The sequence below is a fragment of the Sphaerisporangium siamense genome (assembly GCF_014205275.1).
GTDB lineage: Bacteria > Actinomycetota > Actinomycetes > Streptosporangiales > Streptosporangiaceae > Sphaerisporangium > Sphaerisporangium siamense.
Genome location: NZ_JACHND010000001.1, coordinates 1,060,464 through 1,078,205, shown reverse-complemented (window position 1 = coordinate 1,078,205; position 17,742 = coordinate 1,060,464). Strand labels below are relative to the sequence as shown.

The window sequence follows — 17,742 nt, the reverse complement described above, 5'->3', positions numbered from 1 at the left end:
GTGAAGATCGGGGAGGCGCGGGCGGTGGCGGCGCGCTGGGTGGCGGGCCACCGGGTCCCCGGCTTCGCGGGCGCCTACATCAGCGGCTCGGTCGCCTGGGAACCGGCCGAAGCGGAGCTCCCGGCCACCTCCGACGTGGACCTGATGATCATGGTGCGCGGCGAGGTCCCGCCCAAACTGGGCAAGTTCCGGTACGAGGGGCTGCTGCTGGAGGTCACCTACGTGCCGTCGCAGCCGGCGGAACAGGTGCTGGCCTCACCGGCCCTGGCGCCCGGGTTGAGCAGGGGCGTCCTCGTGGCCGACCCGGACGGATCGCTCGCCGCCCTGCACGCCGCCGTGGCACGGGACTTCGCCCGCCCGTCCTGGGTCCGCGCGCGGTGCGCGGCGCTGGAGGCCCGCATCGAGACCCTGGCCGGCCTCGACGTCGACCGGCCGCTCGCCGCGCGGGCGCTCGCCTGGGCGTTCCCGGCGAGCCTGCCGACGCTGGTGGTGCTGACGGCCGCCGGCGTCAACCCGACCGTGCGCCGCCGCTACGTGGCGGCCCGGGAGGTGCTCACGCGGCACGGCGAAACCGGGTTCCACGAGGAGGCGCTCGACTGGCTCGGGTGCGCGCGCCTCTCCAGGGCGCGGGTCGCCGCGCACCTGGAGCGGCTGGCCGACGCCTACGACCGCGTCCCCTACGACCTGGCGAAGCCGTACGGGAGCGACCTCACCCCCGAGGCCCGGCACATCTCCATCGACGGCACCCGCGAGCTCATCGACCAGGGCCTCCATCGGGAGGCGACCTGGTGGATCGTCGTCACCTTCGCACGGTGCCTGACGTTCGCCCCGCACGGCACCGCCGCCTTCGAGGAACTGCTCGACGACCTCGGCGCCGGCACCCCGGCGGCGATGCGGCACAAAGCCCGGACGGCACTGGCCGGACTCCCGCGCCTCCGACAGGTACGCGACACCCTCCTCGCTCGCTCGGGCGTCAGCGCCGGGAGCTGAGCACCGCGTCCACCAGGCGGTCCACAGGGATGCCCGGTGAGCGGCGTCCGAGCCGTCCGGTCATGGTGGTGGCCGCGACCAGGGCGTTGAGCACCGCCTCCTCGACGGAGAGCACCACGGCGGCGAAGAAGTCGTCGAGCCGGTTCCACGGGATGTGGCGAAGGTGGTCGTAACCCGGCTCACCCTGCGGGAACTCCGACGGGGTGAGCACGTTGCCGGTGGAGAACGCCAGGAAGATGTCCCCGGAGAAGTGCGAGCCCGTGGTGCCGGTGCGTGCCAGGCCGAGCGGCACCCGCCGGGCCAGCGCCGAGCACTGCCCGGGGAGCAGCGGCGCGTCGGTGGCGACGACGGCGATCACCGATCCCGCGCCGGGCGGGTGCTGCCAGGCGCCGTCCTCCATGGGGTTGTCGTCGGCGAGCAGCGTCCCGACCGGTACTCCGCACACGGTGAGCTCCCGGCGCGAGCCGAAGTTGGCCTGCACGAACACGCCGACCGTGTAGGTGTCGGCGCCGTAGGGCACCACACGGGACGAGGTGCCGCTGCCGCCTTTGAAGGCGTAGCAGTTCATCCCGGTTCCGCCGCCGACCGACCCTTCGGCGACCGGCCCGCCGGCCGCGGCGTCGATCGCGGCGACGGCGTGCTCAGGCTGTACGTGCGGGCCGTTGATGTCGTTGAGGTAGCCGTCCCAGGTCTCGGCGACGACGGGCAGCAGCCACTCGTCGGCGACGCGCGGCTTCTCCCGCGCCGTCCATTCGATCACGCCCCGGTGGCACGGCCCCACGGCGTGCGTGTTGGTGATCAGTACCGGCAGCCGCAGCGCCCCGGTCTCGTCGAGCAGCACCGTGCCGGTCATCTCGCCGTTGCCGTTCAACGAGTACCGGCCGGCCGCGCACGGCAGGTGGACGTCCTCGCGGCCGCGCGGCAGGATCGCGGTCACGCCGGTGCGGACCGCGTCGCCCTCGATCAGCGTGGTGTAGCCGACTTCGACGCCGGGCACGTCGGTGATCGCGTTGAGCGGCCCCGTCTCTCCGGTCAGGGGCAGGCCGAGGTCACGGGCACGCATCATGCATCCAGTTCGCAGCGGGTGGCGTCGGCCGCGTAGGCGATGAGCATCGCCTCGGCCGCCGGCGGGGTGAAGGTGGGCACGGCCTGGGTGATGTGCAACCCCAGGCCGTCTTCGAGGGCGACGAGGCCGCGCGCGATGGTGGCGGCGTCGCGGGTCAGGTCGAACACCCCGGTCGCCGCGCCCGTTTCGAGGATCGCGGTGTAGAGGCCGACCTGGCGTTCGTACAGCCGGATGTGCTCGGCGGCGTAGGCGGGGGTGCGCCGGGCGTACGCGCCGAGCTCGTAGAGCAGGACGCACAGCTCGTCGTCCTGACCGCTGGGCAGGCCCGCCCTGATGGTGCGGACCAGCTTCCGGCGCGGGTCGGTCTCACGGCGCGCCGCCTCTTCGCGGTCCACGCAGAACCGTTCGACGGCGTCGCGCTGCACCTCGTACAGCAGGTCGTCGAGCGTCGGGAAGTAGTACAGGACCGAGCCGGTGGACATGTCGGCCTGGTCGGCGACATCGCGCAGTCGCAGACCGAGCACGCCCCGGTCGAGGACGGCCTGACGAGCGGCGGCGACGAGCTCGCCGCGCCGGTGATGTGCTCGGCTTGGTCGTGGCATGTCGGTCATTCTTCAACTGATCTTCGAAGAACGCAAGGGTGCCTCTTCGTGACCTATCGTGACTCAGTCGTGCTCAAGCATGCTATTGACGTCGGCGGGGGTCGAGTTCTTTGATGACCAGTCAAAGAACCACGACCGAGGAGGCCGCCGTGTCGGATCCGTCGTCGTCACTCTCCAACCCGCCCCTGCGCCGAGGTCTCAAGATGCTCGGCACGCTGCTCATCACGCTCTCGGCCATCACGCCCGCGTCCTCTGTGTTCATCATCGCGCCGGGCGTGGTGGGCCAGGCGGGCAGCGGCGCGTTCTGGAGCTTCGTGATGGCGGCCGTCGTGGGCATCTTCATGGCCTTCGTCTACGCCGAGCTGGCCTCGGCCTATCCGCTCAGCGGCGGCGAGTACGCCATCGTCGGCCGCACCCTGGGCAAGCTGCCCGGTTTCGTCATCCTCGGCCTGCTGGTGGTCACGCAGCTCTTGATCATCGCGGTCATCGCGCTGGGCGTCGGCACCTACCTGGCGGTGCTGTTCCCGGGGGTGCCCGGACCTGTCGTGGCCGCGGTGACGACGGCGGCGGCGACCGTGCTCGCCGTCTTCGACATCAAGCTCAACGCCTGGATCACCGGTGTCTTCCTGGCGATCGAGATGATCGCGCTGATCGTGGTGAGCGCCCTCGGGTTCTTCCACCCGGCGCGATCGCTCGGCGAACTGCTCACCTCGCCTGTCGCGGCCGTGGACGGCGCCGTCGCCCCCGTCTCGGCCGGGCTGATCGTCGGCGCGGCGGCCGTGGCCATCTTCGCCTACAACGGCTACGGCTCCGCCGTCTACTTCGGCGAGGAGACCACGGACGCCCACCGCGGCATCGCCCGCGCCATCCTGTGGGCGCTGGCGATCACGGTCGTGGCCGAGCTGGTCCCGGTGACCGCCGTGCTGCTCGGCGCGCCGTCGCTGCAGGAGCTGTTCGCCGCCGACAACATGATGGGGCTTTTCGTCACCACACAGGCGGGCGAGACCGTGAACACCGTGATCAGCCTCGCCGTCGCGCTGGCCATCATCAACGCCGTCCTGGCGATCATCCTCATCTCCGCGCGCATGGTGTTCAGCACCGGCAGGGACACGGCGTGGCCGGGCGCGGTCAGCCGGGCGCTGGCCGCCATCCACCCCCGCACCGGCACCCCCTGGATCGCCACGCTGGTCACCGGCGGGTTCGCCACCCTCCTGTGCTTCGCCGACGAGGAGCTCCTCCTCGTCGTCACCGGCACCTCGCTCATCGTCGTCTACGCGGCGCTGTGCCTGGCCGCGATCGCCGGACGGCGCAACGGCACCACCGCGCACGCCGCCTACCGGATGCCGTGGTTCCCGGTCGCGCCGGTGCTCGCCCTGGCGGCCCTGGCCTATGTCATCTGGCAGAACGCGATGGATCCGGCCGTTGGGCGCACCAGCCTCCTGATCACCGTGGGGGTCTGCGCCGTCGCGGCCCTCTACTACGCGCTGGTGCTGCGCGGGCGCGGCCAGTGGGTCCTGCGCGGCCCGGAAGAGGAGGAGACGACCGCACCGGAGACCGCGGCCCGCTGACCTCCACGCCGCCGTTCGCCGTGCCCCCGCCTGGTCCGCCTGCTCTCGCGGTCCAGGCGGGTCCGTCCCCAAGGTGGCGGAACGGCCCGCCGGGATTCGGTAGAACTATCGCATGACCGAGTCCAGGCGAGATGATCCCGAGGCGGTGGTGTCGGCCGTCCTGACCGGATCCCGGCTGCTGGTGGCCATCGCCGCCCGCTCTCTGGCCGCGGCGGAAGACAAGATCACCTTGCCGCAGTTCCGGATGCTGGTGGTCCTGGCGGGGCACGGCGGAACCAAGCTGGTCACGCTGGCCGAACGCCTGAACGTCAACCCTTCGACCGCCATGCGGATGGTGGACCGTCTCGCCGCCGCCGGGTTCGTCGCCCGCCAGGTCAACCCGGGCAACCGCCGCGAGGCCGTCATCACCCTGACCCGGGAGGGACGGCACATCGTCGACGAGGTCACCTCCCGCAGGCGCGCCGAGATCACCCAGATCGTCTCGCGGATGACCCCCGGGCAGCGGCGTGCTCTGGTCGAGGCCATGACGGGCTTCAACGAGGCCGGCGGTGAGGTCCCCGTCGAGGGCGACTACCCCCTGGGCTGGCCGGAGCCCTGATCACCGCCATGGAGCGCGATCTCCCGGATCGCCTCTCCCATGGAGGAACGGACGTCGAGCGGCCCGCCTTCTTCCGCGTGCGCCGGCCCCAGCACGTCCGTGGCCCCGCAGACCAGGAGCAGGCCCCCGGCCGCACGGGCGTGATCGGCCCCGTTGCGCAGGACCGTCACTCCCTCGGCCCGCGCCGAGGCCAGTTCGCTGACGTCGACGATGATGCGCGGCGGCAGCATGAGGGTCAGCGCCCACGCCAGGCGCTCCTTGAGCGCGCGATAGGTCGAGGGGCCGAGGTGGCCGCGAAGGCCGATCACGACGAACCGTGAGCTCACGACCATCGAGGTGACCAGCAGCTCCCTCGGCGTACCGGGATCGGGGTCGTGCGGCGGGGACGGCGGGTACATGATCTTCTCCGGGCAGCGGCAACGACCTCGCCGACCCGACTTCCCGGCACACCGCGTCCGACCCTAGCAAACCGATGCCCTATGCAAAAGTTGCACTCTGCAATGATGTTCCGCCGTTCACGCGATGGGGTCTCCCGTGCCTCCCGTGCAGGGAGCGCCGGGCTCCGGGGCGTCGACGCTCTGCGCGTACTTCTGGAGGAACGCCGGGAGGCGGGCGTCGTCGGGGCCGCGCAGGGCCAGCTGCCTGCCCCAGGCGCTCGCGGTCACGGGGGAGGTCAGGCCCTGGTAGGGCGAGAGGATGGCGTACGGCTGCGTCCGAACCAGGGCGCGCAGCCGGGCGACGTCCGCCTGCGGCAGGTCGGGCCGGTAGGTGACCCACACCGCGCCGTGCTCCTGCGCGTGCACCGCGTTCTCGTCGCGCACCGGCTCGGGGTACACCCCGCAGTTCAGCCACCGCGGGTCGTGGTCGCCGCCGGCCGGAGGGGAGTGGGGATAGGTCACCGTCGCGGTGGTGTGCTTGCCCGCCGGGATGGTCAGCGTCCGCACCTCCGTCAGGGCGCCTTTCGCGCGTTCGCCGGTGACCAGAACCACGACGGTGGCGGCGACGACGCCGACGGCGGCGGCGGAGCCCGCGACCACGGCGGTCCGGCGCAGGCGTTCGGTCTTGTGCTGGCGCGACCGCAGGTGGGACAGTCGCTCCTTCCTGCTGGGGGTCTGGTGCGCGCTGCCGGTCATATGACTCCGATCACTCTCAACTTCTACAAGTCGTAGAAGTTCTAGGGCATGAGCCATACGGCGGCCATAAAGGACCTCGCGCCTTCCGAGGCGTCAGGGGGTGACGCAGGCCAAGGGGGCGAGCAGCACGGCGACCGGCCCGCTCAGCAGGACGCCCGCGCTCGCGTACGCCACGGACGGCGCCCACCGCTGCCGAGCGTGGTCGCCCTTGCCGGTCAGCCGCCGCACGCGGTGCACCACGCCGGTGTCGGCGAACGCCCGGGCCTCCGCCGGTGTCGCCACGCCCGCCGTCGCCATCCGGTAAAGGGCCTGCGCGAGCACCGCGTCGCCGTGGACGCGCCGCGCCCGGTCGTCGGCGAGCATCTCCAGCAGCAGGGGGACCACCTGGCGGGCGGTGCGTGCCGCCGGGAGCCAGGGGAAGGCCCGGGCCAGGGCGATGAACGGTAGCAGGAGCAGGTCGTGACGCCCTTTCAGGTGCGTCCGCTCATGGTGGAGCAGCGCCTCGATGTGCCGATCGTCCAGGAGGGTGAAGGTGCCCGAGCTCACCACCACCCGGGAGCGCCGGCCCGGGACGCAGTAGGCGACCGGCCGGGGACTGGGGATCACGTAGAAGTCGCGCGTCCGGCTCCGGTCGGCGACGACGTCCAGCAGCAGGCGAAGACGCCTCTGCTCGGCGAGCGTGGCGCGGCAGACCCATGCCGTGTGCGTGACGAGCCAGGCGAGCAAGGCCGCCGACCAGGCCAGCCCGGCGATATGGCCCGGTCCGAGCCCTTGCAGTCCCTGGCCCTGCACGATCTGCCGGCCGAGGGTGTGCACGCCGTGCGGGAACGCCGCCGCCAGCGGCGCGACGGCGGCCACCAGGCCCAGCCCCACCGCGCCCAGGCCCGCGCCGAGGCCGATCGCCTGCCACAGCACCAGAGCCGCGCGGGGGCGCAGGTGCGTCCACCGGGCCACCGCCAGCCGGCCGAGCATCCGGCCGTTGAGCAGGACGGGCAGCAGGGCCGCTCCCGTGGCGACCATCCAGCCGGTCATGCGCCGCCCTCGTCGTCGCCGCGGCCGTCCAGCGCCTCACGCAGGGCGGTCGCCACTTCCGGTGACACCGTCCCGACGAAGTGGCTCACCGCTGCCGCCACGTCGCCCGCCTCGTCGAGCGCCGCCTGCATGGCCTGGGCGACGAAGGCGTCCCTGTCGCCGGTGGCCCGGTAGATGTGAGCGCGGCCACGACGTTCCCGCGCGACCATCCCCTTGCGCGACAACCGGACCAGCACGGTCAGCACCGTCGTCACCGCGGGCCGCGAGTCGAGGGCGTCGGCCACTTCCTGCGCGAACATCCCGTCCGGGCGATCCCACAACGCTTCCATGACCGATCGTTCGAGGTTCCCCAGCCGCACCCGCCGACCTCCCCCGCTCCAGGGCCCTGCCGAGAGAATACTGAGCACCGTGGACGCCGCGGGACGGTGGACCGTCGCGCGCGGACGGCCTCCTTCGCGCGGTGCGTGGATCGAGGCCGCGGGCGTGCCGTCGTCCGCCGGATTCGCCTTGGACGTAAGCGGTGAAAACCTGCCATAGGCGCGCGAAATTCCATATGTTTCTCTATTTCCTGCTGTGGGGCCGGTGGTGTGCGCCGACGTGCGGTTTCGTCGAATCTGAATATGTGATGATAAATGGCCTCGGGGTGCGGATGTGATGCGCGAACACGTGTATTCAGATCGCGGTAACGCTGGTGAACGGGACATATATTTCCTACGCTTTTACATATGAGCAGAGGTTCAGGCATCGTTCCGCGGTGCGATGCGCGGTCGTGAAGGAGTCTCCATGACGGGACCGGCACGACATCACTCCGACCGGCACCGCCACGACGAAGGACACGGGCACGGGCACGGACGTGGGCATGGACATGGGCATGGGCATGGTCACGCCGTCTCGGCGGACGCGGATCGGCGGTACCTGATCGCCGCGCTCGCCCTGCTGCTGCTGTTCATGGTGGGCGAGGTGATCGCCGGGCTCGTCGCACGGTCGCTTGCGTTGATCTCCGACGCCGGGCACATGCTCACCGACACGGCGTCGATCCTGTTCGCCCTGGTGGCGATGCGTCTCGCGCTACGCCCCCCACGCGGCGGGTTCACCTACGGGCTCAAGCGAGCCGAGATCCTCTCCGCGCAGCTCAACGGCGCCACCCTGCTGGTGCTGGCGGGGCTGTTCTTCTACGAGGCGGTGCGGCGGCTGCTGGCGCCTCCGGAGGTCGAAGGCGGCCTGGTCCTGGTCACCGCGCTGGTCGGGATCGTGGTGAACCTCGCGGCCACCTGGCTGCTGAGCAGGGCCGACAGGTCCAGCATCAACGTCGAAGGCGCCTACCAGCACATCCTGAACGACCTGTTCGCGTTCATCGCCACGGCCGTGTCCGGGGTGGTGGTCATGGTCACCGGGTTCGCGCGGGGTGACGCCATCGCGACCCTGGTCGTCGCCGCCCTGATGCTGAAGGCCGGGTACGGCCTGGTCCGCGACACCTCGCGCATCTTTCTGCAGGCCGCGCCGTCCGGGCTCGTGCCCGCCGAGATGGGGGCGCGGCTCGCGAGCCAGCCGGGGGTCGCGGAAGTGCACGACCTGCACGTCTGGGAACTCACCTCCGGGTACGCCTCGGTGTCCGCGCACGTGTTCGCCGGCCCCGGCAGCGACTGCGGCGCGCTGCGACGCCACCTGCACGAGGTGCTCGTCGCGGCTTACGGCATCACGCACACCACTCTGCAGGTCGATCCGGTCCCGCCCGGCGCCGGCGCGGGGACGTGCGTCGATGTGTTCCACTGCACCGACCCGCACGGGCCGCACTACCGGTCTCCCCGGAACTGACCGCCGATGACACGCGGAGGGAACCGCGTTCACGTGTCCGCCGCCCTGACGGTGGTCGTGGTGGCCTGCCTGGCCGGCGTCGCGTGTTCCGGCGGGACGGGCGAGGACACGCTGGAGCGCGTGCGCGCCGCCGGAGTCCTGCGGGTCGCGCTCACGCAGGCCAACCCGCCGTGGAACTTCCTCGACCGCGACGGCCGCCCCGCCGGGTACGACGTGGACGTCGCCCGCGCGGTGGCCGGGCGGTTGAAGGCCGCGCGGGTGGAGTTCGTCGGATCGGACTACGCGAGCTTCATCGGCGGCGTCCGCGCCGACCGCTTCGACATCGTGATCTCCGGCCAGACGATCACGGCCCGCCGCGGCGAACAGGTCGGCTTCTCGCGGCCCTATGCCGTCAACGGCGTGTCGGTCTTCGTGCGGCGGGGCGAGACCGCGATCCGCGGGGTGGACGACCTGGCCGGCAAGCGGATAGCGGTGTCGGAGGGCACCGTCGAGGCCGAGTTCGCCCGCGCGAACATCCCCGGCGCCGACCTGAGGATCTACAGGAACGCCACGCTCGGCCTGACCGACCTGTCCTGGGGGCGCGCGGACGCCGCCCTGGTGTCCCGGTTCCTCGGTCTCCACCTGGCCGCGGCCAAGGGGCTGGCGATCAGGCCCGCCGGGCCGATCCTGCGCACCGACGCGCTCGGCATGTCGTTCCGCAAGGAGTCCACGGCGTTCAAGCGGGAGGTCGACCGTGCCGTCGGCGACATGATCTCCGACGGCACGCTGTCGTCCATCTCCCGCCGCTGGTTCGACGGCCTCGACATGGCGGCCGAGTTGCGCGCGCTCGCGCCGGACCTGGGCGGCCCCAGGTAGGCGAACGACAGGAAAGGGAGGGCTGATGGATCTGATCACCGCGTCGCTGCCCGGCCTGCTGAACGGGCTGGCGATCACCGTCGTCCTGGGGGGTGTGTCGTTCGCCCTGGGCTTCCTGATCGGCGGTCTGATCGCGCTGGCGAGGATCTCCCGCTTCGGCGCGCTCAAGGTGGCCGCGATCGCCTACGTCTCGGTGTTCCGCGGTACTCCGCTGCTCATCCAGCTCATGCTCGTCTACTTCGGGCTTCCGCAGCTCGGCGTCCGCGTCCCGCCCATCCCGTCGGCGATCCTCGCCTTCACGCTCTACTCCGCCGCCTATATGAGCGAGAACCTCCGCGGCGGCGTCCTGGCCGTCCACGCCGGTCAGTGGGAGGCCGCCGGCTCCCTCGGGATGCCGTACCACCGGATCATGCGGCGGATCATCTTCCCGCAGGCGCTGCGGGTGGCGACCCCGGCCATCGGGAGCCGCTTCATCGCGTTGATGAAGGACACGTCCCTGGCCTCGGTGATCACCGTCGTCGAGCTCACCCGGGTCGCGGAGAGCGTCGGATCCTCCTCCTTCCGGTACGTGGAGGCGTTCGTGATCGCCGGCGTCGTCTACTGGCTGGTCAACGGCCTTCTGTCCGCCGGGCAGGAGGTCCTGGAGCGGCGGATGGCGAGGGCCTACGCATGAACGCGGTGGCCATCGAAGCGCGGGGACTGCACAAGCGCTTCGGCGAACGGCAGGTTCTCAAGAGCGTCGATCTGACCGTGCGCGCCGGCGAGGTCGTGGCGGTCATGGGGCCCTCCGGGGCCGGCAAGACCACCCTGATCCGGTGCCTCACCATGCTGGAACGGCCCGACGCGGGAACGATCCGCGTCCAAGGGCGCACGGTGGACTGCTCCTCGCCGCCGGACCGCCACCAGCGGCGCGCGATCCGCGACATCCGGATCCGTACCGCGACGGTGTTCCAGGAGTTCCACCTCTTCCCTCACCTCACGGTGCTGGAGAACGTCATCGAAGGGCCGGTGGCGGTGCGGCGTCTGCCCCGCTCCTACGCCGTCGAGGTCGGCGAGCGCCTGCTCGCGCGCCTGGGCATCGGCGACCGGCGAGACCAGTACCCGGCGAGGCTCTCGGGCGGGCAGCGGCAGCGCGTGGCCATCGCCCGGGCCATGGCCATGGACCCGGAGGTCATCCTCTTCGACGAGCCGACCTCCGCGCTCGACCCCGAGCTCGGCGACGCCCTGCTCGCCACGATGCGCGGCCTCACGGCGCGCGGCATCGCGATGGTGCTGGTCACCCATGACGTCGCCTTCGCCGGGCGGATCGCCGACCGCGTCGTCTTCATGGACGCGGGCTACATCCTCGAAGACCACCCGCCCCGCGTCTTCTTCAGCGACCCCTCCACTGCCCGCGCCAAATCGTTCTTGCGGCTGATGCCGGACCCGGAAACCCCTCCTCCGGCGCTGGAGAACACCAGCTGATCCCCGGCGCGAGGACACTCCGTCGGGAGAGCCGTACGGCCCTCCCGACGGAGGTGTGACCGGTCAGTGCGCGAGCAGCAGCAGGGCGCCGATCCCGACGGCGGCGGCCGCGGCCACCGTCACCTGCCACCTCGACAGCCCGCCCCGCTCCCGGGTGGCCAGCTTCAGCCCCACGAACGCCGTCCGGAGCATCACGCCGGTGACCAGCGCCAGCAACACCGGAACGGCGCCCCCCGGGATCGGACCGACGAAGGCGGTGACGACCCCGACGGCCGGGCTCAGGCAGGCGGCGACCATCCACGGGGCCACGCGTTGCCCCGCGATGTCCAGGAGGGCCGTCAGCGCGAGCCCTTCGCTGGCGGAGTGCACCATCAGCGCCAGGACGACGACCACCGACCCGGTGAGCGCCAGCGTCGCCCCCTCGATGGCCCGGTGCGCGGTCAGCGCGGTCGCCGTGCCCATTCCCCCGAACAGCGCGGCGTCGATGGCCTGCTTGATCGGCCGGTGCCTGCCGGGCGCGTGGGCTCCCGCCGGCCGGCTCCCCGCGTGGTCGTGGCCGCATCCTTTGCGGGTGAAGTAGGTGATGACCAGGAATCCCACGGCCATGGCGATCGCGATGACCCAGAGGGCGATGCCTTCTTCCCGCGCGTCCCGCCAGGCGTCGGGGAGCATGTCGGTCACCGCCGTGATGAGCATCACCGCGGAGGCGGCCGCCAGCCAGCCCGCCAGGCGCCGGGAGTTCGCCCGGACGAGCCATGATCCCGCGAGGGTGGACAGGGATACGAGGATCACGGCGATCCATGTCCCGCTACGGGGTGCCTGTCCGTTCAGTACGGGCCCTCCGGCCTGTAACCAATGGTTCAGCATGATCGGCGTCCTTTGCTGGTCCGGCGGCTTCCGCGGTCCGGCCGAGCGGCCCGGTGTCCTCCGCCGCGGGGTGCTCTGTCACGGTGGCCCGTGCCGGGGAGGGGTCCAGTTCGCGCAACAACGCGCCCGCCTGACGTTCCAGATTCCGGATGAGCCCTTGGATCTGCCGGGCCTGGCCGGCGGCGGCGTGCTCCACGGCGTCCGCCCGGGCGTGTGCCTGGGTGATGATCTCGGCCGCCTGCTCGTGGGCGTCGCGGATCACCTGGTCGGCGGCCTGCTGGGCGACGGCGACGATGCGCGCCACGTTCTCGCCGGCCGAGGTGGCGGACGGGCCGCCGGAACGGGGGGGCGAGCCGAGCCGGGCGGTCAGGGTGGCTCTCTCGTGCAGGAGCCGGGTCAGCGTGACCTCGACCTGCGCGAGGAAGCCGTCCACCTCCGCCATGGCGTACCCCTCGCGGAAGCGGACGGTGGAGAACACTTTGTGATGGACGTCGGCCGGGCTCAACCCGCCGCCGTCACGGTGATCCGAGGTGACCGCCGGCATCGAGGTCCCGGTCACGACGTGCTCCGGTATGTGATCTCGATGCGGGTCGTGGTCCCGGTGTCGGTCTGACATGGCCTGCCTCACCAAGCCCTTCAGGCGCCGCGGAGGGTGCGGTGCACATCCCGCGAATGGCCTTTTCCAGCCCAATAACAGTCCGCGACTGGATGATTACCCTGCGCCATCGGCCCGGAAACGCCAATACTGCAACCTCTGATTAGTTGTTCAGATGTAGCTGGAGCCCCAAACGGGCGTCACGGTGTGGCGGCTGACCTCGGAATGCCGTACTTCCCGCTACGAATACCGACAGAGCACATTATTACCGGGCAAAATCCCCCATTTCTGGGCGGGGCTCAGCCTGTTCCGCATTAAGCGTTCATGCGCCTTCGACGGGATATGCCGTGAAGTGTTCGTGGCGGGGAAGCTCGTGGCGCAGATGCTCACGGCTCAGATCCAGCAGCATGCGCACGTGCGCGTCCGCGAGCCGGTAATAGATCATCCGTCCGCTGCGGCGGCTCGTCACGATGCCCGCGGTCCGGAGCAGGCGGAGAGCATGGGAAACGGCGGTATCCGTCACCTCGACGACCGACGCCAGGTCACAGACGCACAGCTCGCCGGATTCGAGAAGCGCGTACAGGAGCTGCGCGCGTGTGGGATCGCCGAGCAGACGAAAGAGATCGGCCAGCCGCGACGCCTCCTCGGCCCTGAGAAGCCGATCACGCGCCTCCGCCGGCCTGCTTTCCTCCGGCCCCTGCTCCGCACATCGATGCAACCCGCCGACCTCCGTAGGCGCTGAAAGGGATGGCGTCAAGCGTCCACGCTGTGATGTTACCGCCGATATATCGGTGAAGCGAAGACGGCATTGGCCAGGCGTTCCCCGGAATATTCGGTGATCTGCGCCGACGCCGTCCCCGCGTGAGTTTCATCGCCTTTCGGGTAAAGTGACGTACTCGCCGTCCACGGCGTCGAGACTATTCCTTGATGACGTCGTCGCGGGGACCGCCGTAAACAGGGTTCCTGTCGAAGCGCTCACCGGTGACGAGCAGGCGGATCAGACCCGGCCGGCGGACGGACTCCTCCGCCTCCCAGACGATCCAGTCGTCGCCGACCGGTTCGGTCTGCGTGCGAAGCTCGCCGAAGCCGCCCGGGTTGTCCGGCGCGACCGCCATGATCAGATAGGTGACCTCCAGGCCACGCCTCGTGAGCTCGGGCAGCACCTCCCCGACCGTCTTCTCGTCCACCCGGAAATCGGCGAGCGAGCGGCCCTTGGTGGTCGCCGTCCGATAGTCGGGCTCGATCGCCTTCGGCTCGTGCGACGTGTCGGGCACGAGGACGCACGGGGCGACCGGGCCGCTCATGAGGATCGTGCTGGTCCAACGGTCGCTGATCGTCCAGACGAACGTCTGGCCCGGCTTGAACAGCTTGGTGTCGATCCGCATCTGCCAGCCCTGCCCGGCCTCGTCCCCGGGAATGTTCTCGGGCACGGAGTACAGGCCGCGAGGAATGTCCCGGACAAGGGCGCCACGCGGCTCCTCGCACCACATGCCCGGCGGCGCGTAGTCGACGACGGCCGGGACGTTGAGCTCCGCCAGACGCTTCGCCAGCCCCGCCTTGTCGCGGAAATCCCGGACCTGGACGTACACGACGCCGTCCGGGTCCTTGGTGACCGCGTAGGAGGAGGTGCCGTCGTCCTTCAGCAGGCTCGGCCCCACCACGACGCCCGCGGCGAGCAGCCCCGCGCCGATCAGCCCCACGGTCAGCCGCCGGGCGGAGTGCCGCCGAGGGCGGACGGCGGACGGTTCGGCCTGCTCGGCGCTGATCGCGGCCAGCAGCTTTCGCGCCCCGGGGCCGGCCGCGTCCCCGCCCGGCCTGCCCGGTTCCACCCGGGCCAGCTTCCGTGTGATCACGTCGATGTCGTCGATGTGCTTCATGAGAACCGTCCCTCGGTCGGGTTCAGCCGGCTTTCCGGTGCGAAACGCACGTCCGCCTCGGCGAGCGCGCGGGCGAAGCGCCTGCGGGCGCGGTGGAGCCTGACGCGTACGGCGTTGCGCGACAGGCCGAGCACGGTGGCGATCTGCCGCCGGTCCAACCCCTCCCAGGCGACCAGGGACAACAGTTCCCGGTCGGCGTCGGGCAGGGTGCGGAAGATCTGCGCGATCGCCGTCAGCTCGACCCCGCTGTCGGGCGCGGTCCCGTACAGGTCGGCCATCTCGGCGTCGAGCTCCACGCTGAGGGCCTGGCGGCGCACCTCGCCCCGATAGTGATTGGCCAGCACCTTGCGCGCCACGCCGTACAGCCACAGCGTGGCCTGCTCTCCCTCCGGCACTTCGCCGATGCGCCGCCAGGCGACGGCGAAGGTCTCCGCCACGACGTCCGCCGCGTCCTGCGGCGAGACACAGCGACGGGCCGCGTATGCCGTGATCCGGCCATATGTCTCTCGGTACACGGACTCGAACCTGGCCGGCTCACCAGCCACGGGCCGGTCCCGTCCCCGATGTCGTCGGCATCCCCATGGCCGCCTCCTTTTGCCGCGTCGTACGGACACCTAGGCCTATGTCGGGAGCCGGGCCATCATTTCGCGGCACGACGCGGAGATTTCCGTCGTCGCCCGGCACCGGCGATGAGGAGACACCTTGGGGGTACGACACGGAATCTCCGCGACGGCACAAGCCGCGACGGTCCGATCGCGTTCGGTAACATCACCATGTATTTGATCTTGGATGTGCCGGCGCTCTGCGTGGGAGAGGCGGACCATTGAGCGGATTGGCCGCTGCCGTGTCGCTGCTGGGGTTCGCGCTGCTCATGGTCGGTGTGACCTACGGCGCGGCCCGGTGGGCGCGGGTGAGCGCCGTCCCGGTGGCCGCCTGCCCCTTCGAGTCCGGGCTGGCGCCGGCCGAGCACGCGGTGAGCAGGTTCCACGTGCGCTGGTACCCGGTGACGATGCTGTTCCTGGCCTTCGACATGGAGATGGTGTTCATGTACCCGTGGGTGCGGGTCATCTCCGCCGTCGGCCTCGGCGCCGTGATCGAGATGTTCGTCTTCCTGGTGATCCTCCTCGCCGGTGTCACCTACGCGTGGCGGGAGGGCGCGCTGCGATGGACCTGACCGCCGTGCTGCTGCGCGCCGTGGCCGCCCGTCCGCACGTGCTGCTGGCCACGCCGCCCGGTGGCACGCGGGTACGGCTGGCGGCGGAACGGGAACTGCGCCTGCGCGACCTTCCGCTCGCGCTCACCCCGGCCGACGCCGACATCCTGCTCGTCGCGGGTCCTTGCGGTCCGGAGCTGGCGCCGGCGCTCGACCGGCTGTGGCGGGACATGCCCGCCCCGCGCGTCCGGACACAGGTGGACGACGCCGACGACGTCGCCGGGGCCATCGAAGCGGCCCGCTCTCACGTGGCCGGCCCGGCCGCGCCCGTCACCGACGCCGGACGGGACCCGGGCCGAGAACACGAGGACGACACGGGCGGCGACAGCGGTGACGGGAACGGCGAGACGGAGATGCCGGCCGGGTTGCCGATGGCCGAGCAGGGCCCCGACCGCGACGGGCTGACGCTCGACCGGCTGCACGTCGCCCTCGGGCCGTTCCTCGCCGACTGGCCGGGCGGCCTGACCCTGCGCGTCACCGTGCAGGGCGACGTCATCCAGCGGGCCGTGCTCGCGGAGCCCGCGCCGAGCCACGCGCCGCCCTTCTGGACCGAACCGTGGGCCCGTGCCGCCGCGGGGGAGCGGGTCACCACCGGGGAGGCGAGCCGGCGCCGGGCCGCCGGCCACCTCGACAGCTTGGGACGGCTGCTGTCCGTGGCAGGCTGGCCGGCGGCGGCCACGACCGCGCGGCGGTTGCGCGACGAGCTTCTGGACGGCGCGGAACCCGCGAGGGTCGGACCGGGCGTCCGGCGTTTCGCGCGGCGGGCCGGCCGGTCGCGCACGCTGTCCTGGATGACCCGCGGCCTGGGCCCGCTGCCGGCGGGCGAGGCGGCGGCCGCGGGCGTCGGCGGGCCGGCGGCGCGGGCGGACGGCGACGTGACGGCCCGCTACCGGCTGTGGCTCACCGCCGTCCTGGAGGACCTGGATCGGCTGGAGGAACCGGGCCCGCTCGATCCCACGCGCGACGCGGGCCCGCGTGGCCTGGCGCGCGGCCCGCGATCGCCGTCGGCGGCCTTGGCCGCGGTGCTGCCGGCGCTGCTGGAGGGCGCCGAACTGGCCGCGGCCCGGCTGATCGTGGCCAGCCTCGATCCCGACCCGGACGAACTGGCGGCGCGGCCCGCGGAAGCCGCCCATGGGTGAGGTCACGCCGTGGTGGGGCCTGTTCGCGGTCCCGGCCCTCCTGGTGGCCTTCGCGCTGAGCGCGGTGGTCTGTGACGCCGCGCTGTCCGCGCGGGACGCCGGACGGCCGATCACCATGGGCATGCCGGTCCGTCCCCTGCTGGAAGTGCCGCGCCTCCTCGTGGCGCAATCCCGCCGGCTGCCCGCTTCCGACGTGCCGCTGTGGCGGATCGGCGTGATCACGGTGCCCGTGGCGGCGGTGCTGGCCGTTCTGGTCGTCCCCGTCGGGAACACGGCGGTCGCCGACCTGGCGGTGGGCGTCGTGTGGTTCAACGCGATGGAAGTGCTGACCTGGGCCGGGCTGTGGCTGGCCGGCTGGGGGCCGAACGCCGTGTTCAGCCTCATCGGCGGGTACCGCTTCCTCGCGCAGGGACTCGCGTACGAACTTCCGTTGATGTTCGCGCTCATGACGCCCGCCATCGGGGCCGAGTCGCTGCGGGTCGGCGACATCGTCGCCGCTCAGGGCCGTCTGTGGTTCGTGGTGTGGATGCCGCTGGCGTTCGTGGTGTACCTCGCGGGCGTGCTGGCGTTCAGCTTCTTCGGGTGCTTCGCCTACCCGACCGGCCGGGACATCGCCGGAGGGCTGCTCGGCGAGGCGTCCGGCGCCGACCGGCTGCTGCTGTCGGCGGGCCGGTGGCTGCTGCTGGCGGCGGGATCGGCCATGGCCGTCCCGCTGTTCCTCGGCGGCGGCTCCGGCCCCGTACTGCCCGCCTGGACGTGGTCGGTGATCAAGACCTTGGCCGTGCTCGCCCTGCTGGTCTGGGTACGACGGCGGCTCCCGTTGATCCGCGCCGACCGCTATGTGGAGTTCGCCTGGGTTGTCGTCCTGCCGTTGTCCATCCTTCAGGCGTTCGTCCCGGCGCTGGTCGTCCTGAACAGCCGTTAGGGG

21 protein-coding genes are annotated in these 17,742 nt (G+C 71.6%); 10 read left to right on the top strand and 11 right to left on the bottom strand.

Annotation, left to right across the window (positions count from 1 at the left end; genetic code table 11):
* Nucleotides 1-990, top strand: a complete 990-nt coding sequence (locus BJ982_RS05020; protein WP_184877005.1) for a hypothetical protein — start codon at nt 1-3, stop codon at nt 988-990.
* Here the strand turns inward: BJ982_RS05020 and BJ982_RS05015 are convergent.
* Together BJ982_RS05015 and BJ982_RS05010 are read right to left on the bottom strand one after the other, a co-directional pair.
* Nucleotides 974-2,056, bottom strand: coding sequence for a DmpA family aminopeptidase (locus tag BJ982_RS05015; RefSeq protein ID WP_184877003.1), 1,083 nt, complete (start codon nt 2,054-2,056; stop codon nt 974-976). The genes BJ982_RS05020 and BJ982_RS05015 overlap by 17 nt on opposite strands.
* Nucleotides 2,053-2,658, bottom strand: coding sequence for a TetR/AcrR family transcriptional regulator (locus tag BJ982_RS05010; protein ID WP_184877001.1), 606 nt, complete (start codon nt 2,656-2,658; stop codon nt 2,053-2,055). The genes BJ982_RS05015 and BJ982_RS05010 overlap by 4 nt, the downstream gene beginning before the upstream one ends.
* Nucleotides 2,659-2,771: 113 nt before the next feature.
* Here BJ982_RS05010 and BJ982_RS05005 point away from each other — a divergent pair, with 113 nt between their 5' ends.
* Nucleotides 2,772-4,226 (top strand): APC family permease, encoded by a 1,455-nt coding sequence (locus BJ982_RS05005; RefSeq protein WP_184876999.1) that lies wholly within the window; start codon nt 2,772-2,774, stop codon nt 4,224-4,226.
* Nucleotides 4,227-4,338: 112 nt separating this feature from the next.
* Nucleotides 4,339-4,824 carry a MarR family winged helix-turn-helix transcriptional regulator gene (locus BJ982_RS05000; RefSeq protein ID WP_184876997.1) on the top strand — a complete coding sequence of 162 codons (486 nt, stop codon included), beginning with the start codon at nt 4,339-4,341 and terminating at the stop codon, nt 4,822-4,824.
* Here the strand turns inward: BJ982_RS05000 and BJ982_RS04995 are convergent.
* The 4 genes from BJ982_RS04995 to BJ982_RS38950 all read right to left on the bottom strand — a co-directional run bounded on the left by BJ982_RS04995 (nt 4,797) and on the right by BJ982_RS38950 (nt 7,348).
* Nucleotides 4,797-5,222, bottom strand: coding sequence for a hypothetical protein (locus BJ982_RS04995; RefSeq protein WP_184876995.1), 426 nt, complete (start codon nt 5,220-5,222; stop codon nt 4,797-4,799). The genes BJ982_RS05000 and BJ982_RS04995 overlap by 28 nt on opposite strands.
* A gap of 117 nt (nt 5,223-5,339) precedes the next feature.
* Nucleotides 5,340-5,957, bottom strand: coding sequence for a thioredoxin-like domain-containing protein (locus BJ982_RS04990; RefSeq protein ID WP_184876993.1), 618 nt, complete (start codon nt 5,955-5,957; stop codon nt 5,340-5,342).
* Between the two features lie 93 nt (nt 5,958-6,050).
* On the bottom strand, nt 6,051-6,989 hold the full coding sequence (locus BJ982_RS04985; RefSeq protein ID WP_184876991.1) for a M56 family metallopeptidase: 939 nt from the start codon (nt 6,987-6,989) through the stop codon (nt 6,051-6,053).
* On the bottom strand, nt 6,986-7,348 hold the full coding sequence (locus BJ982_RS38950) for a BlaI/MecI/CopY family transcriptional regulator (RefSeq protein ID WP_203959276.1): 363 nt from the start codon (nt 7,346-7,348) through the stop codon (nt 6,986-6,988). Before BJ982_RS38950 ends, BJ982_RS04985 begins: the two co-directional genes overlap by 4 nt.
* A gap of 424 nt (nt 7,349-7,772) precedes the next feature.
* Here BJ982_RS38950 and BJ982_RS04975 point away from each other — a divergent pair, with 424 nt between their 5' ends.
* From BJ982_RS04975 to BJ982_RS04960, 4 genes are read left to right on the top strand one after another with little or no spacing between them, the layout of a single operon-like run.
* A complete protein-coding gene (locus BJ982_RS04975) occupies nt 7,773-8,804 on the top strand; it encodes a cation diffusion facilitator family transporter (protein WP_184876987.1) in 1,032 nt (343 codons plus the stop codon).
* Nucleotides 8,805-8,837: 33 nt separating this feature from the next.
* On the top strand, nt 8,838-9,659 hold the full coding sequence (locus BJ982_RS04970; RefSeq protein WP_203959275.1) for a transporter substrate-binding domain-containing protein: 822 nt from the start codon (nt 8,838-8,840) through the stop codon (nt 9,657-9,659).
* Nucleotides 9,660-9,684: 25 nt separating this feature from the next.
* A complete protein-coding gene (locus BJ982_RS04965; RefSeq protein ID WP_184876983.1) occupies nt 9,685-10,332 on the top strand; it encodes an amino acid ABC transporter permease in 648 nt (215 codons plus the stop codon).
* The gene (locus BJ982_RS04960; protein ID WP_184876981.1) at nt 10,329-11,123 is read left to right on the top strand and encodes an amino acid ABC transporter ATP-binding protein; all 795 of its coding nucleotides are present in this window, start codon (nt 10,329-10,331) and stop codon (nt 11,121-11,123) included. The genes BJ982_RS04965 and BJ982_RS04960 overlap by 4 nt, the downstream gene beginning before the upstream one ends.
* A 63-nt stretch (nt 11,124-11,186) precedes the next feature.
* Here the strand turns inward: BJ982_RS04960 and BJ982_RS04955 are convergent, their stop codons facing one another.
* The 5 genes from BJ982_RS04955 to BJ982_RS04935 all read right to left on the bottom strand — a co-directional run bounded on the left by BJ982_RS04955 (nt 11,187) and on the right by BJ982_RS04935 (nt 14,977).
* A complete protein-coding gene (locus BJ982_RS04955; protein ID WP_184876979.1) occupies nt 11,187-11,915 on the bottom strand; it encodes a ZIP family metal transporter in 729 nt (242 codons plus the stop codon).
* A 16-nt stretch (nt 11,916-11,931) separates the two neighbouring features.
* The gene (locus BJ982_RS04950) at nt 11,932-12,549 is read right to left on the bottom strand and encodes a DivIVA domain-containing protein (RefSeq protein WP_184876977.1); all 618 of its coding nucleotides are present in this window, start codon (nt 12,547-12,549) and stop codon (nt 11,932-11,934) included.
* Nucleotides 12,550-12,907: 358 nt separating this feature from the next.
* Nucleotides 12,908-13,342 (bottom strand): ArsR/SmtB family transcription factor, encoded by a 435-nt coding sequence (locus BJ982_RS04945; protein WP_239123276.1) that lies wholly within the window; start codon nt 13,340-13,342, stop codon nt 12,908-12,910.
* 160 nt (nt 13,343-13,502) lie between these two features.
* On the bottom strand, nt 13,503-14,462 hold the full coding sequence (locus BJ982_RS04940) for a hypothetical protein (protein ID WP_184876975.1): 960 nt from the start codon (nt 14,460-14,462) through the stop codon (nt 13,503-13,505).
* Nucleotides 14,459-14,977, bottom strand: a complete 519-nt coding sequence (locus BJ982_RS04935) for an RNA polymerase sigma factor (protein WP_239123273.1) — start codon at nt 14,975-14,977, stop codon at nt 14,459-14,461. The genes BJ982_RS04940 and BJ982_RS04935 overlap by 4 nt, the downstream gene beginning before the upstream one ends.
* A 317-nt stretch (nt 14,978-15,294) precedes the next feature.
* Here BJ982_RS04935 and BJ982_RS04930 point away from each other — a divergent pair, with 317 nt between their 5' ends.
* The 3 genes from BJ982_RS04930 to BJ982_RS04920 are packed head-to-tail and all read left to right on the top strand — an operon-like array spanning nt 15,295 to nt 17,739.
* On the top strand, nt 15,295-15,636 hold the full coding sequence (locus BJ982_RS04930; protein ID WP_239123272.1) for an NADH-quinone oxidoreductase subunit A: 342 nt from the start codon (nt 15,295-15,297) through the stop codon (nt 15,634-15,636).
* A complete protein-coding gene (locus tag BJ982_RS04925; RefSeq protein WP_184876971.1) occupies nt 15,627-16,814 on the top strand; it encodes a hypothetical protein in 1,188 nt (395 codons plus the stop codon). Before BJ982_RS04930 ends, BJ982_RS04925 begins: the two co-directional genes overlap by 10 nt.
* Nucleotides 16,807-17,739 carry a complex I subunit 1 family protein gene (locus BJ982_RS04920; protein ID WP_184876969.1) on the top strand — a complete coding sequence of 311 codons (933 nt, stop codon included), beginning with the start codon at nt 16,807-16,809 and terminating at the stop codon, nt 17,737-17,739. Before BJ982_RS04925 ends, BJ982_RS04920 begins: the two co-directional genes overlap by 8 nt.
* The last annotated feature ends 3 nt before the right edge of the window (nt 17,740-17,742 follow it).

Excerpts from the sequence above, each read along its gene's own strand:
- BJ982_RS05015 (WP_184877003.1), bottom strand. The coding sequence starts at position 2,056 with ATGATGCGTGCCCGTGACCTCGGCCTGCCCCTGACCGGAGAGACGGGG.
- BJ982_RS05010 (WP_184877001.1), bottom strand. The coding sequence starts at position 2,658 with ATGCCACGACCAAGCCGAGCACATCACCGGCGCGGCGAGCTCGTCGCC.
- BJ982_RS05005 (WP_184876999.1), top strand. The coding sequence starts at position 2,772 with ATGACCAGTCAAAGAACCACGACCGAGGAGGCCGCCGTGTCGGATCCG.
- BJ982_RS05000 (WP_184876997.1), top strand. The coding sequence starts at position 4,339 with ATGACCGAGTCCAGGCGAGATGATCCCGAGGCGGTGGTGTCGGCCGTC.
- BJ982_RS04995 (WP_184876995.1), bottom strand. The coding sequence starts at position 5,222 with ATGTACCCGCCGTCCCCGCCGCACGACCCCGATCCCGGTACGCCGAGG.
- BJ982_RS04990 (WP_184876993.1), bottom strand. The coding sequence starts at position 5,957 with ATGACCGGCAGCGCGCACCAGACCCCCAGCAGGAAGGAGCGACTGTCC.
- BJ982_RS04985 (WP_184876991.1), bottom strand. The coding sequence starts at position 6,989 with ATGACCGGCTGGATGGTCGCCACGGGAGCGGCCCTGCTGCCCGTCCTG.
- BJ982_RS04975 (WP_184876987.1), top strand. The coding sequence starts at position 7,773 with ATGACGGGACCGGCACGACATCACTCCGACCGGCACCGCCACGACGAA.
- BJ982_RS04965 (WP_184876983.1), top strand. The coding sequence starts at position 9,685 with ATGGATCTGATCACCGCGTCGCTGCCCGGCCTGCTGAACGGGCTGGCG.
- BJ982_RS04960 (WP_184876981.1), top strand. The coding sequence starts at position 10,329 with ATGAACGCGGTGGCCATCGAAGCGCGGGGACTGCACAAGCGCTTCGGC.
- BJ982_RS04940 (WP_184876975.1), bottom strand. The coding sequence starts at position 14,462 with ATGAAGCACATCGACGACATCGACGTGATCACACGGAAGCTGGCCCGG.
- BJ982_RS04925 (WP_184876971.1), top strand. The coding sequence starts at position 15,627 with ATGGACCTGACCGCCGTGCTGCTGCGCGCCGTGGCCGCCCGTCCGCAC.
- BJ982_RS04920 (WP_184876969.1), top strand. The coding sequence starts at position 16,807 with ATGGGTGAGGTCACGCCGTGGTGGGGCCTGTTCGCGGTCCCGGCCCTC.